General features: G+C 37.9%; 14 protein-coding genes. 3 read left to right on the top strand and 11 right to left on the bottom strand.

The features are described from left to right. Positions 1–55 precede the first annotated feature (55 nt). The 5 genes from QM524_RS19255 to QM524_RS19235 all read right to left on the bottom strand — a co-directional run bounded on the left by QM524_RS19255 (position 56) and on the right by QM524_RS19235 (position 2,962). Positions 56–778 (bottom strand): DUF2490 domain-containing protein, encoded by a 723-nt coding sequence (locus QM524_RS19255; protein WP_283345799.1) that lies wholly within the window; start codon positions 776–778, stop codon positions 56–58. Positions 779–866: 88 nt separating this feature from the next. Further along, positions 867–1,253: a DUF983 domain-containing protein gene (locus tag QM524_RS19250; protein WP_283345798.1), complete on the bottom strand. Its 387-nt coding sequence runs from the start codon at positions 1,251–1,253 to the stop codon at positions 867–869. Positions 1,254–1,391: 138 nt separating this feature from the next. Next, positions 1,392–1,691 carry a thioredoxin gene (trxA, locus tag QM524_RS19245; protein WP_166578325.1) on the bottom strand — a complete coding sequence of 100 codons (300 nt, stop codon included), beginning with the start codon at positions 1,689–1,691 and terminating at the stop codon, positions 1,392–1,394. Between the two features lie 245 nt (positions 1,692–1,936). After that, the gene (locus QM524_RS19240; RefSeq protein WP_283345797.1) at positions 1,937–2,518 is read right to left on the bottom strand and encodes a methyltransferase domain-containing protein; all 582 of its coding nucleotides are present in this window, start codon (positions 2,516–2,518) and stop codon (positions 1,937–1,939) included. A 135-nt stretch (positions 2,519–2,653) separates the two neighbouring features. Further along, positions 2,654–2,962 carry an ArsR/SmtB family transcription factor gene (locus tag QM524_RS19235; RefSeq protein ID WP_283345796.1) on the bottom strand — a complete coding sequence of 103 codons (309 nt, stop codon included), beginning with the start codon at positions 2,960–2,962 and terminating at the stop codon, positions 2,654–2,656. Positions 2,963–3,276: 314 nt separating this feature from the next. Between QM524_RS19235 and QM524_RS19230 the strand changes: the two genes are divergently transcribed. Then, positions 3,277–4,650 carry an L-serine ammonia-lyase gene (locus tag QM524_RS19230; protein ID WP_283345795.1) on the top strand — a complete coding sequence of 458 codons (1,374 nt, stop codon included), beginning with the start codon at positions 3,277–3,279 and terminating at the stop codon, positions 4,648–4,650. 301 nt (positions 4,651–4,951) lie between these two features. Here the strand turns inward: QM524_RS19230 and QM524_RS19225 are convergent, their stop codons facing one another. After that, entirely contained in the window at positions 4,952–6,115 is a 1,164-nt protein-coding gene (locus QM524_RS19225) for a PAS domain-containing sensor histidine kinase (protein WP_283345794.1), read from the bottom strand. A 372-nt stretch (positions 6,116–6,487) separates the two neighbouring features. Here QM524_RS19225 and QM524_RS19220 point away from each other — a divergent pair, with 372 nt between their 5' ends. Together QM524_RS19220 and QM524_RS19215 are read left to right on the top strand one after the other, a co-directional pair. Continuing rightward, a complete protein-coding gene (locus tag QM524_RS19220; RefSeq protein WP_166578321.1) occupies positions 6,488–7,297 on the top strand; it encodes a PAS domain-containing sensor histidine kinase in 810 nt (269 codons plus the stop codon). Positions 7,298–7,327: 30 nt separating this feature from the next. Further along, on the top strand, positions 7,328–8,398 hold the full coding sequence (locus tag QM524_RS19215) for a response regulator (protein WP_283345793.1): 1,071 nt from the start codon (positions 7,328–7,330) through the stop codon (positions 8,396–8,398). A gap of 203 nt (positions 8,399–8,601) precedes the next feature. Here QM524_RS19215 and QM524_RS19210 read toward each other — a convergent pair whose 3' ends face one another. The 5 genes from QM524_RS19210 to uvrA form a co-directional block, all read right to left on the bottom strand. Continuing rightward, on the bottom strand, positions 8,602–9,297 hold the full coding sequence (locus QM524_RS19210; RefSeq protein WP_283345792.1) for a head GIN domain-containing protein: 696 nt from the start codon (positions 9,295–9,297) through the stop codon (positions 8,602–8,604). A 94-nt stretch (positions 9,298–9,391) separates the two neighbouring features. Next, positions 9,392–10,591, bottom strand: a complete 1,200-nt coding sequence (locus tag QM524_RS19205; protein WP_283345791.1) for an anhydro-N-acetylmuramic acid kinase — start codon at positions 10,589–10,591, stop codon at positions 9,392–9,394. 159 nt (positions 10,592–10,750) lie between these two features. Next, entirely contained in the window at positions 10,751–11,701 is a 951-nt protein-coding gene (locus QM524_RS19200) for a 3-keto-disaccharide hydrolase (protein ID WP_283345790.1), read from the bottom strand. Between the two features lie 407 nt (positions 11,702–12,108). Beyond that, a complete protein-coding gene (locus QM524_RS19195; RefSeq protein ID WP_283345789.1) occupies positions 12,109–13,275 on the bottom strand; it encodes a WG repeat-containing protein in 1,167 nt (388 codons plus the stop codon). A 126-nt stretch (positions 13,276–13,401) separates the two neighbouring features. Continuing rightward, positions 13,402–16,236, bottom strand: coding sequence for an excinuclease ABC subunit UvrA (uvrA, locus tag QM524_RS19190; RefSeq protein WP_283345788.1), 2,835 nt, complete (start codon positions 16,234–16,236; stop codon positions 13,402–13,404). Positions 16,237–16,289 lie beyond the last annotated feature (53 nt).

Here is a 16,289-nt window from a genome sequence, read left to right as displayed (position 1 = left end):
AAATAAAATAAGCTATTATCACAAAATCGTCATGCTCGCTCAAAGACAGAACACTTTACAACCTCACAATAAAATGTGTTTGAATACTGTGTTCTTCATCAAACTCAATCAGCGAACTGCGTTGTCGATGATTCCACATATAGCCTGTTTCTAGAGTAAAGTGAGGGGAAAAATTATGTGAATATCCCAAGTACAGCTGATTTTGGCTAAAAGAATTGGCAGGGACATTGGGTGGAACATTTTGTAGAAGTTCCTCGCTTAGGAATAGGTTATTTTTGGGACTAAAAATATAACGTATTTGACCTCGCAGGCGAGCACGTCCTTGAGACTCATTCCATGTATTGTCATCGTTTTTGAAAAGACGATATTCATACCCACCTCTAAGCCGCAAAGTCCACTTGGGGCTTAGTGAGTGAATCCACTCTGCCATCAGAAAAGGACGAAACTCCCATCGATCTTTCTTATTGAAGTCCGACGCTTTGGCATAAAGTTGATAGGAATGAAAAAAAGAAGGAAAAAGAGAAACAACCAAATGCTGTTCTCGATGTACTAATCCGAGTCGATAGGCTTCCAGAAGTGGAAGAGCAGTGGGGTTTAGTGAATTCTCTCGATAATCGTTTTGTCTTCTGAAATGATATTCGACGTTTACTTCAAAATTTTTATAAATATTTTTCTGTAAAGCCAAACGTGTCCAAACGGTAAAGTGGTTATAGTTCTGAGCTTGGGCATGGTAAGATGCACATACCCAGAAGGTACATAGGATAAATTTTAATCTCATTTAATCAATCTTGGAAAGAAATACTATTTGTATCAGGAGTCTACTAAATTAGTAGACTCCTGATACAAAAGTAATTGATTATGAGAGTTTACTCATCTTTTTTTTGACTTTTATAACTGATCCCTGAGAAAAGATATAAAAATAATACTCTGGAAATACGGAAGTTGAAAGGAACAAATAGCAACGAAATTAGAACAATAGGAATAATATACCCAAGTGGTTCAGGATCACCAAAGAAGTTATAAATCACAAAGCCACCTACGAGCATAATCCCAACAGTAAACGCATAACTTACATACATGGCACCATAGAAAAACCCTGGCTCACGCTCATAACGCAGTCCGCACTCTGAGCAATGTTCGTGCATTGTATCAAATTTGAATATATTCCACCATGGGTGTGTAAATAATTTGCCTTTATGGCATTGTGGACATTTGCCTTTGACCATTGCCCCGATTTTGCTATCGTTGTTCATAGAGTTATTCAGATGATTCGTTAATATGAAAGATAAGTTAATTTTGTCCGCAATAGGCATTAGGCTTTATGCCATCAGCTAAAGGTTGCGATTGAATCTATTTTACCTAATGCCTAAAGGATATACTTTTCAAGAAAATTAAGCAAATTGCTTAACCGTATATTCCAGCTGGTGTACAGGAACTACACCCGACTGTCGCCAAACTTGCTGTCCATTTTTGTACAGAATTAAGGTGGGGACACCACTAATACGAAGCTCTTGCGCCAAAGATTGAGCTTTGTCCACGTCTATTTTAATGATTTTGATATCCTCGCCCAATCGTTTCTTAAGGTCTTCCAAAATAGGTGCCATTGTTTTACATGGACCACACCAAGTGGCAAAAAAATCAACCAAAACAGGCTTGTCTGAGTTGATGATATTTTCAAATGAACTGTTCATGGAATGAATTAGCTATTGGCTTTAGGCCGTTGTTGGTTAATAGAAAGCTGTTATTAGTTAATAGAAGGTCGTTTTACTCACTCGTCCAAGCCTAAGTCTCAAACTCGATAATAAAACAATCTTATTTTACCAGCATTAGACTCTAGACTTTATGCTGTAGGCTAAAAGTTGAAAAGAATTTTTCATGAAATAATTTAAGCTTTTTGCCTAATGCCTATAGCTTACAGCCTAATGCAAATTAAGACTTACAAATCCTTTTTCACCCATTTGGCAAATAACTCGTTGCCTTGTCGTGGGCGAATTGAATTATGGCATGGTTCTAAAATTTCACTTTTAAAATAAGGATTAAATAGTTGCAAATACTCCTCTGTTGTTCCACCAAATGGTGGACCTGCCTTGTCAAATTCTGAAGCAAATAATAATCCTACCAATTTACCTTGTGGAGCTAAAAGTTCAGCCATTTTTTGTACATATTGTTTTCGCATCGATGGGGGCAAAGCACAAAAGAAGGTCTGCTCCAAAATTAGGTCATAGCTATCTACATGTTCAAAAAAATCTTCACAAAGAATCCTAACCGATGGATAACTCTGTAGTTTGTGCTGGAGCTTTTCTACCGCTAAAGGAGCTATATCCAAAACGGTCAGATTGGTAAAACCCAATTCTGCCATTAGTAATGCTTCGTATCCATTTCCACAACCAGGCAAAAGAATTTTAAGATCTTTGTTGTCTAACTGCCTTATATAATTTTCAAGAGGAGGAGAAGCTTTTCCCAAATCCCAGCCTGTTTGCCCTTGCGCATAACGCTCGTTCCAATAGTCTTTATTCATATTTTTGGTAAGTTATAACTAAATGATTATATGAATGTTTTTTCATGTATATTTTCTCAAAAAAGCCAGAAAAGAGATAAGTAAAATCTTATGTTTTCTGGCTAAATCTGTTCCTAGGTTGATAATTTTCTAGCCCTAAAAATTACAATTACAATTCTCAATACATTCAATTAACTTGGTTACATCACGTTCTTTTAAAGAATAAAATACATTGAGTCCATCCTTTTCTGAGCGTAAAATTCCTTTTAATTTCATATTGATAAGATGATGTGAAAGTAGCGACTGTTCACATTCCAGAATCGTACATATTTCATTTACTGAAAGTCGCTCTTGCACCGATAACAAATCTACGATAGCCAACCTCGTAGGATGCGCTACCGTTTTGAGGATAAAAGCGGCTTTTTCGAGTTTTTCTTTGTTGATTTTGTAGGCTACAGCTGCCATAGCAAAAAGTATTTTAATATTTGAAAGGGATGATTCTAATAGTTTCGAATACAAAGAAATTCTAGTAATCAGAACTTTAGTATACAAATATATGATAGTTTGTTCATATTTTGAAATAAAAAAATAGTTTATCTAGTGTTTTGGTAGACCATTGAAGGTTTTAGGTAAGAAGGCTTACTCATCACCAACAAACTACCTAAAATATAAGCGAATATCTTTGCTAGGATTTTATAAAAAATCTCTAATTTCGTCATCCTTTTTTAACTCTGGTAATGCCAAAGGATTTTAAAGAATCAACTTCTTCAACAACAACTATGATAAAAAATCCGATAACCACTTCCATTTTTGATTTATTCAAAATTGGGCCTGGTCCTTCAAGCTCACATACTATCGGGCCAATGAAGGCTTCCTATGATTTTTTAAAGGAGCTAAATGCTCTTTCTGCTTCGCAAGTAAACGCTTCAATGCAAATACGAATTCATTTGTATGGCTCGCTAAGTGCTACAGGTAAGGGACATGGCACCGACCGTGCTGTTATTGCGGGTCTTTTGGGCTGGACTCCAGAAGCTTGTGATCCTGTTTTATTTTCCAATCTTCTTAAAGACATAACAGAGCAATATCCTGTAAAAGTTCATGAAATAGAGATTCCTATTTCGGCTGAGAGTATTGTATTTGAAAAAGTAAAATATGATTCTCCTTATGCCAATACAATGGTACTGAAGCTTATACAGGACGATATAGTTGTTTTACAACATGAGTATTACTCGGTAGGAGGAGGCTTTATCTATCGCAAAGGTCAAAAAGTTTCGGCCAGCACCGCAACGCCTCAATATCCTTATACTAATATGAAGGAGTTGAAATCGCTTTTACAAAGTCATAATTTGACACTCTCAGAGTTGATGTATGCCAACGAGATTGCTTTGACGGGGGCGACGCGTAAAGAGATAGATAAAAAGCTAGATGCGATTTTGGATTTTATGCACAAGGCCGTAAAGCGTGGTTTAAAAGATAAACGCATGTTGCCTGGGACAATCAAACTTCGTAGAAAAGCGCCTTTACTTTACGAAAAGGCCAAAAAATTGGCACTTACAAGCGATAGTTTTTTGATATTTTTAAATGCTTACTGCTTGGCAGCTTCCGAAGAAAATGCAGCAGGAAATATTGTAGTGACCGCGCCAACTTCGGGTGCTTCGGGGGTTATTCCAGGCATTACGTATTTGCTGAAAAATCATTTCCATTATTCTCCCAACGAGATGCGTGAAGGAATGTTGGCGGCTGCGGCTGTTGGTTTTTTGGTAAAACATAATGCAAGTATTTCGGGTGCTGAAATGGGCTGTATGGGCGAAATTGGCTCGGCTTCGGCTATGGCAGCGGCTATGCTGACGTATTGTGCTACCAAAAGTATTCATGCGATGGAGTCGGCAGCCGAAATTGCGATTGAGCATCATTTAGGCATGACTTGCGACCCTATTGGGGGCTATGTCCAAATTCCATGTATTGAGCGCAATGCCATGGGAGCCGTAAAAGCCTATAATGCATTTTTACTGGCAACGGCAGGGGATAGTTCTTTACAAAAAATCTCACTCGATAGTGTGATTAAAGTAATGAAGGCAACAGGTAGAGATATGTCCAAAAAATATAAAGAAACCTCCGAAGCAGGCTTGGCATTGAGTGCGACTGAATGCTAATAGGCTTGTAGCTTTGAGCTTTCGGCTATCAGCAAACTAAATTGAGTGATTTGTGATTGAGCGATTGAGTGATTATTTTTAGTTGAATTTTATTTGGAGAGACGCAATGTTTTGTGTTTTTTCAGCTGGCATACAAATTTTCAAATAATCACTCATACACTCAATTGCCATTTGGCTTTCAGCCATGAGCCGTAGGCTAAAAGTTGAAAAAAAATTCTCATGAAATAATTTAAGCTTTTTTGCCTAATGCCTACGGCTTACAGCCTAAAGCGCATTAATGCATTTTATTTTGCATTAATACTTAACTCTTAAATTTTACGGTAAAACAAGTTCCTTTCCCTACCTTGCTTTGGCAGGATACCGTTCCACCTAATTGTTCTGCTAATTCTTTTACGATAGAAAGTCCCAAGCCAGTAGATGATTCGTTGGAGGTAGGCTTGGCACTCAATTTTTGAAAACGACCAAACAATAAATTCATTTCTTCTGGTAAAATCCCTTGTCCTTGGTCTTGTACCGCAATCTCGAAATAGCTACTTGTACACTCCAATTTTACAGAGACGGAGGAATCGGCATACGAAAACTTGATGGCATTTGAGACCAAATTATCGATGATTTCGGTAAGATATTCCTGATCTGTCTGAGCCATGAATATGGGAACTTGGCTTTCAAAATGTAGACTTATTCCTTTTCTATTAGCAATTTCCTCAAATCTATTTAAAGAGGTTGTTAGTATTTGGACAATGTTATGGAAATCTATTTCAGGTGAGATAGACTCACGTTCGAGTCGATTGACGCTTAACATATTTTTGATAAGCGAAGACATTCTCTCAGAAGTACTCACCAACTCATCAATCCATCGCTTTTGGCTATCAGTCAGATTTTGAGCCGTTTTTCTGAATTTTCCAGCAATAAGTTTAATGTTGGTAATGGGATTTTGTAAGTCGTGTGAAGCAATGCCTATAAAGCGATTTTTTTCTTGATTTGTGTGAAAAAGCTGTTCGTTGAGATGATTAAGTTCTTGGTTTTTCTCCATCAACTCCTTTTCCAAGGCTTTTTTATGAGTAATATCCACAATCACCGAATTACTGGCGATGAATTTGCCGTCTTTGTCATAAATAGCATTGGCGTTGAGCAGTACTTGTATATGATTACCTGTTTTGGAAACCAGTTCTAGTTCAAGATTTCTGGTAGAACCTGTTTGCTTGAATTGGCGATAAAATTCCTCAGCGTTTTCTGTCAGAAGGGTGATTTGGAGATCGAAGAAACGTTTTTTCCCAATGAGCTCTTCGCGGGTGTATCCGAGCATTTTGAGTTCGGTATCATTTACTTTCAAGAAGTAGCCATCAGCGTCCAATGAGTGATAGGCATTGGGCGCATTGTTATAGAATTCTTCAATAAAAGAAATGTAGTCAGAGGAATGTTCAGCGGAGATATGTTCTCCGAAAAACCCAATTAACTCTTTCAAAATACAAGCGGGATTAAATGGGATTATTTTTGACCAAATTTAACACAAAAAAGCAGTCCTGAACATCAAGACTGCTTTCTTTTTTAACCTCTAAACCTACAAGTATGAAGTAAATCTACCACTTGATGTCACAAAGTTCGCATTTGGGAGCTTCTAAAACCTTGACCAGATTCAAGGTTTAATTATGATAGTCGTCAGGATTTATCATAGATGAGAATCTGAATTTTGTAGAAATCTCTTTGTATATTAGTCAAATTGTGTTGTGTTATCAGGCTGGATTTTAGCGGAAAGACGCCCTAAAATACCCTGAGTATAAATCATAGAAGAAGACCAAAACGATTCACATATAAATTAATATCCAGTCCTAAATTCATGCTTAACCCAACACTCAAAGATGCAATACTCGAAGCTTTGCTTACTCACTTAAATGTTTTTGTGAGTATCTATAACTATGAAACCGACGAAGTTGTGCTGGTTAACCAGTCTGGTTTAGAGTTATTTAAAGTTCGAGATGAGAAAGAGTTTACAGAAAAATATGGTATTGAAGTACGAGAAACCCCCATTACAAGTGAGCAAAATGCGAAGCTGCGAAAAAGCTTAGAAGAAGGCGCACAATGGTCGGAGGAAGTACAATGTAAAGTTCATGATGGTACCACATTTTGGGCTATCATTAACATTGATACTTTTCAATATAATTCTCAAACGTATCTCATTACTCGTATCATTAATTTGGAGAAACTTTTACAATTTGAAAAAGAGAACGGAATCAAAGGTCGTGAATATTTTAAAAACCAGATTGATCAAGTGATTTCGTACCGCACTGCTGCCTTGCTCGAAACTCTTACCAAGTTGGAGCGTTCGCAATATGAGTTATCTGAGGCCTTGCATCGTGAGCATCGACTTAATGAGCTAAAGTCTCAATTTATTACTTTTGCTTCTCATGAATTTAGAACTCCGCTTGGCATTATATCGTCATCGGCAAATCTTTTGAGTAAATACAATAAGATTGGGAATGTGCAAAAACAAGAAGAACATATCCAGTCGATTTTAGAAAATGTGAAAACGCTCACTGCACTTTTGGAAGAATCCTTGAGTATGAGCAAATTGGATGAGAATTCTATAGACAGACCTTTGAATTTCTATCTTTCTAAGATTATGCAAGAAATAAAAGAAAGTCTGTAAGTTGATAATGAGTAAAAAATCCCCAAGAACATGCAAAAAATATTGCTCATAGAAGACGATGACCAGTTGCGGAGAAATACTGCTGAAATTCTTGAATTGTCTAACTATGAGGTTTACACCGCCGAAAATGGAAAAGTTGGAGTTGAGAAAGCCTTACAATGTCAACCCGATTTGGTGATTTGTGATTTGATGATGCCAGTATTGGACGGCTATGGTGTGCTGAAAGTTCTACATAAAAATCCTACTTTAAATAGTATTCCTGTGATTTTGTTGACGGCAAAGTCAGAAAGAGGAGACTTCAGGAAAGGCATGGAATTAGGCGCTGATGATTATTTGACTAAGCCCTTCGATGAGGTAGAGTTGATTTCAGCCATAGAGACTCGTTTAAGCAAAGTAGAGCATCAGCAGCAAGGTATAGCACCGCTTGTTCCAGTAGAGGAGGTGCATATGAGCAACAATTTTAACTATGCCTATCTTACCGAAGGTTTACAGCAATTGTTAGAAGATAAACGCCCACATCATTACAAAAAGAAATCGGTAATCTATGCTGAAGGCGATGACGCTACTCGCTTATATTATGTTCAGTCAGGAAAAATCAAGGTGATTTTACAAAATAATGAAGGTAAAGAACTCGTAACTGGTCTCTATAAAGTAGGAGATTTTGTAGGAATTCAGGCATTATTAAGTGCTAGTTCATACGCCGAAACAGCAGTAGCTTTGGAGGAAACTGAATTGCTCTATGTGCCCAAAGATTTGTTTTTACAAGCTATCCATCAAAACCGCGCCATGGCCAATGGGCTGATTCAATGGATGGCGCAAGAAATTATTCAACAAGAAAAGTATCTGTTGGGGTTGGCCTATAATTCTTTGAGAAAAAGGGTAGCAGAGTCCCTAGTGTTTTATGCCAAGCATATTCATCCAGATCAGACAAGCGATATTGTGGTACAGCTCTCGAGAGAGGATTTGGCATCAATTGCAGGTACAGCTACCGAGTCGCTGATAAGAACACTTTCAGATTTTAAACAGGAAGGGTTAATTGAAATAACTTCGGGAAAAGTAATAATCCTAGATTTATTGAAAATACAGCATTTGAAGTACTAGAGGAGCTTTAGGCTTTTAGCGGTAGGCATTAGGCAAAATGTTTCTGTTGTTGACCGATAACAAAGGGGTCGGAAATTGTTTTCCGACCCCTTTGTTATACTTATAATACAAAATGACACTTTTTTAGGCGCAATCATTGCATCTCTACAACAGAGACATTTAATAAAATTACTCATTCACACAATCACCATTCACTCAATATCCTAGTGAACATCTGACCCACCTGTTACGCTCTTTTTTACGACTCTGGCATTGCCTGAAATATACACATCCGAGCCACCTGTAGCAGAAATACTAATTTCTTTTTCAGCCCAAACATAAGCGTCAGAACCACCTGTTGCCGATACGCTACAAAAACTAGAACGTAGTTTATTAGCTTTCAAATCACTTCCTCCTGTTGAGCTTGCTTTCAAAACAGTGGTATTGCCTACTAGTGTGACATCCGAGCCTCCTGTTGTGCTACAGTCAATTTCGTCGGCATCTATTTCTAATTTAACATCCGAGCCACCCGTTGCACGAATGGTGAGTTTTATTAATTCAAGCTTTTTTTCTGAATATACATCCGAACCACCTGTTGCCGAAATAGAATTGAGGTCTTTTACCGTTACGTATGCTTTTACAGGTTTTGAGTTCCATTTGAACCAGCCCCATTTTGAGTTTTCGATATATATGCGGATTACGCCGCCATTGTTATCTACTCTAATATCATCTTGACGATCTTCTGCTGCACTAATGCTAACCGATTCGGTATTGCCTTGGGTGAGGTATAAATCAATTCCTCCCGAAACTTGAATACCTTTAAATGAGCCTACATTACGTTTTTGGGTTACTACTTGTGCCTGAGCAACAGTAATGCAAGAAATCAATACAATAGAAACGAGGAAAAGAATCTTTTTCATAGTAAAATCTTTATTTGATGACAGTATATTTTATGTCTATTAGATGCAGACCTCAAACCAAAGGTTGCATCGACCAAAGATTATTCTAGCGTATTTAAGAAGGAAAAGAAATTTTCCCCATTGTCACCGAAGGAATTCCTCTTCGAGTACCAAAGTCAGACTCGCCTCCAGCTACTGTTTCGTTGGCTAAAATGGCGAATAATACAGCTTCTTTGGCATCGCCATTGATACCTAGTTCATTGGTTTTGGCAAATTTGGCGGGGATAAGCTCTTGAAGCCATTCCATTAGCAAAGGATTGTGCATCCCTCCACCCGAAGTATAAACTGTGAAGTCGGAAAGATTAGATAGATTAAGCGAATGCACTGCTTCGGCAATCGTCTCGGCACTAAAGCGTGTGAGGGTAGCCAATAAATCATGACTCGGAATATGTAGCGTGTCACTTACTTCTTGCGCACGATATACATAAGCTTTGCTAAATAATTCGGGGCCTGTAGTTTTTGGAAAAGGTTTTTCGAAAAAATCATCCTCCTTCAAAGCATGTAATAAAGCTTGATTGACAATTCCTTGTTTTGCCAAAAGAGCATCTTTGTCATAAGCCATATTAGGGTAGAAGGTTCTGGTAAAAGCATCGAGCAAGGTATTGCCTGTACCAGTATCGGTTACAAAAACCTCTTCAGGATTCATATTGGCAGGCAAATAAGTAAAGTTGGCAATGCCACCCATATTGAGCATAATGCGATTTTCACCTTTTTTACCAAAAATAAAATAGTCGCCATACACAGCCAATGGTGCACCTTCGCCACCTGCGGCTACGTGCTTTTGTCTAAAGTCAGCGATGGTAATAATGCCCGTGTTGACAGCTATATGGTCGCCATCTCCAATTTGAAGGGTTGCATTGGGGAATTTGTCTATCCCATGCAAAATTTTTGGCGCGTGCATCACCGTTTGCCCATGCGAAGCAATCAAGTCAACGTCTTGGGGTGAAACATTCCATTTTTGGAGGCATTCCAAAATCATATTGGCATGCAATACACCAATCCACTCGTTGAGCATCGCTAGATGTGGAAAGTTGATGGTTTCTTTGGCAAAAACCTGTCGAATTTCTTCTTTAATATCTTCGGTGTATGGAATGGTATCAAAATCTAATAATTTAACTTCTGTACTTTCGCCCGCACCCGAAATCTCGCAAAGAGCCACATCGAGTCCATCCATCGACGTTCCCGACATCAAACCAATAATTTTACGAGAAGGTTTTTGGGCAATTTGGTAAAGAGATTGAAGGTTTTTGTTCATGAGGTCGACTTTTGTTGATGATTTTCAAATTTACGAAGTTGGAATGTATTTCGTGTATCAAGGTGAGGTTTTGTTTTTTAACTAAAAACTGTTTTAAATAATAAATCCTTTATCTGTTTGTAACAAATAAAGGATTTACCAAAAATGCTATCAAGAAAATTACTTTGCTACTGCAATGGTGATGTTTCTAAACTCAATTGGTCCGTGGTCGCCTTGGAACATAATTGGTCCTGCTTCTGACTCATTGCTATCAATCGCGCCACCCGTAATGCCTGGTATCTCAGCTTTATAGATGGTTGTTTTACCATTTAGCACTACAGTCACAACTCTTCCGACTAAGGTAATATCATAGCTTTGCCATTCTCCCGCTTTTTTAGCTGGCATTTCTAAAGGCTTCAAAAAACCATAAATTCCTCCCAGTTCAATAGCAGATGGTTCTATACCGAAACCGTCCGTAATCTGTACTTCATAGCGTCCACGTAGATATACACCACTATTGCTACCCTCTGGCACACGGAATTCAACGTGTAATTTGAAATCACCGAAGGTTTTTGTTGTTCGGATATTAGCACCTGATTTTGGACTTTTCAAAGCACCATTCTCAACAATCCATTGGTTTTCGCCTGCGGCAGGACGGTCTTCTCTTCCAATAATTTCCCATCCGTCTAAGTTTTTACCATTGAAAATAGGCATTGGTTTTCCAAAAATAGGCTCCTTAGACTTTATCAATTTTGGTGCTTTTACACCCACCCAATTTACCACCTCGCCATTAGGCTGATTCATTGTTCCTTCCAATTTTCCGTCTTTCAAGATAGCCTCTACTACAAGGTCTTTATCCTCTCTGTCCCACTGTGGCGGAATGGCGAAAGACATTTTATTATCCTTGAAATATACTATTGAGATAGGTCTGGCACTACCGCCACTACCCACAAAACGCCCATTGAGGTATTTTACCCCAGAATGGTTAATTTCTAACCAAGAGGGGAATTTTTTATTTCCTTTCGTAATGGTAATATCCCAACGGCCTTCTATACTTTGAGCAGTAATGGCCAAGGTTGAGCATAAAATACACAGAATTATCAAATGTAATTTTGTAATAAGTTTTTGCATGATAGTATTGTTTTTGGTTAAATGGTTTTCACAACGATTTGTCGTTGTCGGCAAAACAACGAAGCTAAAATTAATTAAAATTTTGTAAGATAAGCCGACAAATCGAAATGGAAGGCATATAGATAATGATAGGAGGGCATTATCTATTGAGTGAGTTGGTGATTGAACCAATGAGTTATTATGGTAAAATTTGTATGCTAGCAGTAGAGACGTAATACTTTACGTCTTGAGCCAAGTTAGCCATAGCCAATATCAAAAAAGCGGTCGAAAATTGTTTTTCGACCGCTTTTTTGAATTTATAAAATCCTCCTAGTCTCAATATTGGGGATAACTTTTGCTCTTCGAGATTTTCCGAAGGAAAATCTCGAAGAGCGTGGTGAGAGCTACTGAGGGAGTGCTAATTTTAATTATTTAAGATTGACTAATCTCTCTACCTCATATTCGTTAATAAAGTCGAAAGGAACCAATATATTATTCCTTGAATCAACAGCACCCCATTTTCTATTTTGCTCAAAAATATAGTACTCTTTACCATTTTTATCAAATCTAATCCCATAATACCTATCATAAACCAATGGTACTATAACATTTCCTTTGATATCAAGTAATCCCCATTTCCAAGTTGGTTCAGATTCTGCAAAAGATAAAACAATGTCTTCCTTCGATTGTGAAGTTTTTTCGGATTTATTTAAATGGTTTCCCGTGAAGCTAAGTCCTTGATATTTAATGGGAATCAAAAGCTCATTTTTAGAAGTAACAACACCATATTTCCCATTTCTCTTAACTATTACAGGGTTTTTTACTACATCTGTTTCTTTACTATCAATCATCTGAGCACTTTCATATTCCATCGGTATTACAATTTGCCCTTTTTTATTAATAAAACCAACCTTTGATTCACTTGAAAATATTTTGGAAAAATTATTATTACCCCAAAGAAATTCACTTATTCCTTCAATTTCAGGAACAGGTAACGGTACGAAAGATTTTAGATATAGAGATTTCTTTTTTTGTTCTTTTGAAAGCACTATAAATGAAGGGCTCTCATATCCTTCATATGTTTCAAGAACGTCATCTAATTTTCCTGGGTCTAAACTTTGAACATCATAGCCTTTAAGGAAATAACTAACTAATTCTTCATTAAATTTTTCATTTTCTTTTGATTGTTCTGAAAAAGGGGGAAGTTCTGAAAACTCTAAATTTTCATCAATACTTTGATCAGAATTTTTTAGATGATTTATGAAAATCCTAACAATATTATTAGCATCATCTGGTCCTAACGGCCTATTCTTTTTCAAAGAAACAGACAAAGGACTTTTATTATTTGATAGCCATTTTTTCCATATAAAACTTGATAAGGCATCGAAATAACGACTCTCAATGAGAGAATTATTATTTTCAAGGTATTTATATTTTTCAATAACGTCTGGATGAAGTTTATTTTCAAAATAAGTAATACAATCTGAAATACTCGTAGGCTGATAATTTTCATCTTTTGAAATTTGTCCAAAAGATAAAATAATAGAGGTAGAAAAGATTGATACAATACTAATGATTCTTCTTATTGATTTCATGGTTTTTAATATTTTTTGTTAAATCTCTATTTCTACTTGATTTACACTTACCTTTAAACTTTCTATTGCTCTTCGAGACGTTTCGCAGGACAATCTCGAAGTTTAGATAAAATAACCCGTTAAAAACTACCCATTCAATTCTTCCTTCAAAAACTTAGCCGTGAAACTACCTTTCACCTTAGCTACTTGTTCTGGCGTACCTTCAGCGATGATTTGTCCACCGTTGCGACCACCGTCTGGACCCAAGTCTATCACATGGTCGGATACTTTGATGACATCCAAATTATGCTCGATAATCAACACGGTATTTCCTTTATCTACAAGCTTTTGTAATACTTCCATCAAAGCTTTAATATCTTGAAAATGAAGACCAGTCGTTGGTTCGTCGAGAATATAAATGGTTTTACCTGTATCTCTTTTCGAAAGTTCCTCTGCTAGTTTTACGCGTTGGGCTTCGCCACCCGAAAGGGTTGTTGCTTGCTGACCTAGCGTCAAATAGCCTAAGCCAACCTCATGTAAGGTTTGAACTTTACGCTGAATTTTAGGTTGATTTTCGAAAAAGCTTACCGCCTGTTCTACCGTCATATCCAGTACATCTGCAATGGATTTTCCTTTAAATCGCACTTCTAAGGTTTCTCTGTTAAAGCGTTTTCCTTTACATGTTTCGCAAGCGATATGTACGTCAGGTAGGAACTCCATTTCGATTTTTTTCATCCCTGCACCTTCACAATCCTCGCAACGACCGCCTTTTACGTTAAAGCTAAAACGTCCAGCTTTGTAACCTCGAATTTTGGATTCTGGCAATTCGCAAAAAAGCGTTCGAATATCCGAAAACATTCCTGTGTAAGTAGCAGGGTTGGAGCGTGGCGTACGACCAATAGGTGATTGGTCTACTTCGATTACTTTATCCAAAAACTCCAAACCTTCTACAGCCTTAAATGGCATAGGTTCACGTTTGCTATTGAAGAAATGGCGATTAAGAATCGGGAAAAGTGTTTCGTGGATCAAGGTAGATTTACCCGAACCACTCACACCAGAAATCGCAATCATCTTGCCCAAAGGAAGCTTTAACGTAACATTTTTGAGGTTATTGCCATTAGCACCTTTGATGACTAAGGTATTGCCATTGCCTTTACGGCGTTGTTTGGGTACTTCAATATTGGTCTCGCCGCTTAAAAACTTAGCAGTGGTCGAGTTATTTTTCAAAAACTCCTCAGGTGTTCCCTGACCCACAATCGAACCTCCGTGACGACCAGCACCAGGACCAATATCCACGATATAGTCCGATTCGAGCATCATATCTTTGTCGTGTTCTACTACCAAGATAGAGTTACCCAAATCACGCAAATCTTTGAGGGCTTGAATCAATTTGACGTTGTCACGCTGGTGCAAACCAATACTTGGCTCGTCCATGATATACAAGACATTGGTCAACTGCGTACCAATTTGGGTTGCCAAACGAATACGCTGCGCCTCGCCACCCGAAAGCGTTCTGAGTGGGCGGTTGAGCGTAAGATATTCCAAGCCAATGCCCGTCAAGAAACCGATACGCTTGCGGATTTCTTTAAGAACCTCACGACCGATTACATTTTGGCGTTCAGACATGCGCTCTTCGAGTCCTTCAAACCATTTGGCTAAGTCCGAAACATCTAGCTGTGCTAATTCTGCAATATTTTTATTATCTATTTTAAAGAAAAGTGCTTCTTTTTTCAGACGTGCCCCATTACAGTCTGGACAGGTGCGAATCATCATAAAATCCTTGAGCCATTCTTGAATTTTATCCGAGCCACTTTCTTGTTGTCTTTTCAAGAAATTGATAATTCCCTCGTACTTGGTATTCCATTCTGTACCTTCATATTTTTTGGAAGGAACAGGAACAGGCTCGTCAGAACCATACAACATAATTTCGACAGCTTCTTTGGGAAATTTGTCAAGCGGAGTAGTCAAACTTACTTTAAATGGTTTGAGTAAAACCTCTAATTGTTTGAAAATCCACATTTCACGGTACTCACCGATAGGAGCAATGGCTCCACGGCTAATACTGAGACTTTTGTCGGGAAGAATAGCTTCTTCTGTGATTTCCTCAACAACTCCCAAGCCCTGACAGCAAGGACACCAGCCATAAGGAGAGTTAAATGAAAAGGTATTAGGCGCAGGCTCGTCGTAAGATATCCCCGTTTTAGGATCCATCAAAAATTTAGAGAAATTACGCACTTCACCTTTTTCATCACGAATCATCATCAAACCTTTTCCTTGGTTCAAGGCTGTTTGAACAGACTGTGAAAGACGGAATCGGTCTTCTGCTTTTACGACAACACGGTCAATGACAATCTCGATATCGTGTATTTTAAAACGATCGAGCTGCATTTTTGGCTGAATATCCATCACCACGCCATCGACACGTACTTTGGTATAACCCAATTTGGCAATCTGCACAAAAAGTTCACGGTAATGTCCTTTACGACCTTTGACAATCGGAGCCAAAATGATTAATTTCTGATTATCATAATCATGCAGAATGACATCAATAATTTGGTCGACCGACTGTTTAATCATTTTTTCGCCCGACAAATAACTAAATGCTTCTCCTGCGCGAGCATAGAACAAACGCATAAAGTCATAAATTTCGGTAACAGTACCTACGGTCGAGCGAGGGTTTTTAGAAGTGGTTTTTTGCTCAATCGAAATTACAGGCGAAAGCCCATTGATTTTATCCACATTGGGGCGCTCCATTCCACCGATAAAGCTTCGGGCATAGGCCGAAAAGCTTTCCATATAACGACGCTGTCCTTCAGCATAAATGGTATCAAATGCTAATGAAGATTTCCCCGAACCACTGATGCCAGTAATAACGACAAGTTTGTTGCGAGGAATAGTGAGGTCAATATTCTTTAGGTTATGTTCTCTTGCTCCGAGCACTTCGATATGCTCATAGCCTGTGTTGTCTGTGAGGTTGGACATGAAATAAGGAATATATTTGAATGCAAAGGCAAAGGAATAATTCACCAAGCCAT

Source organism: Flectobacillus roseus (genome assembly GCF_030056595.1).
Taxonomy (GTDB): domain Bacteria; phylum Bacteroidota; class Bacteroidia; order Cytophagales; family Spirosomataceae; genus Flectobacillus; species Flectobacillus roseus.
The sequence above is the reverse complement of the archived record's forward strand: the minus strand, read 5'-3'. Positions and strand labels throughout refer to the sequence as shown.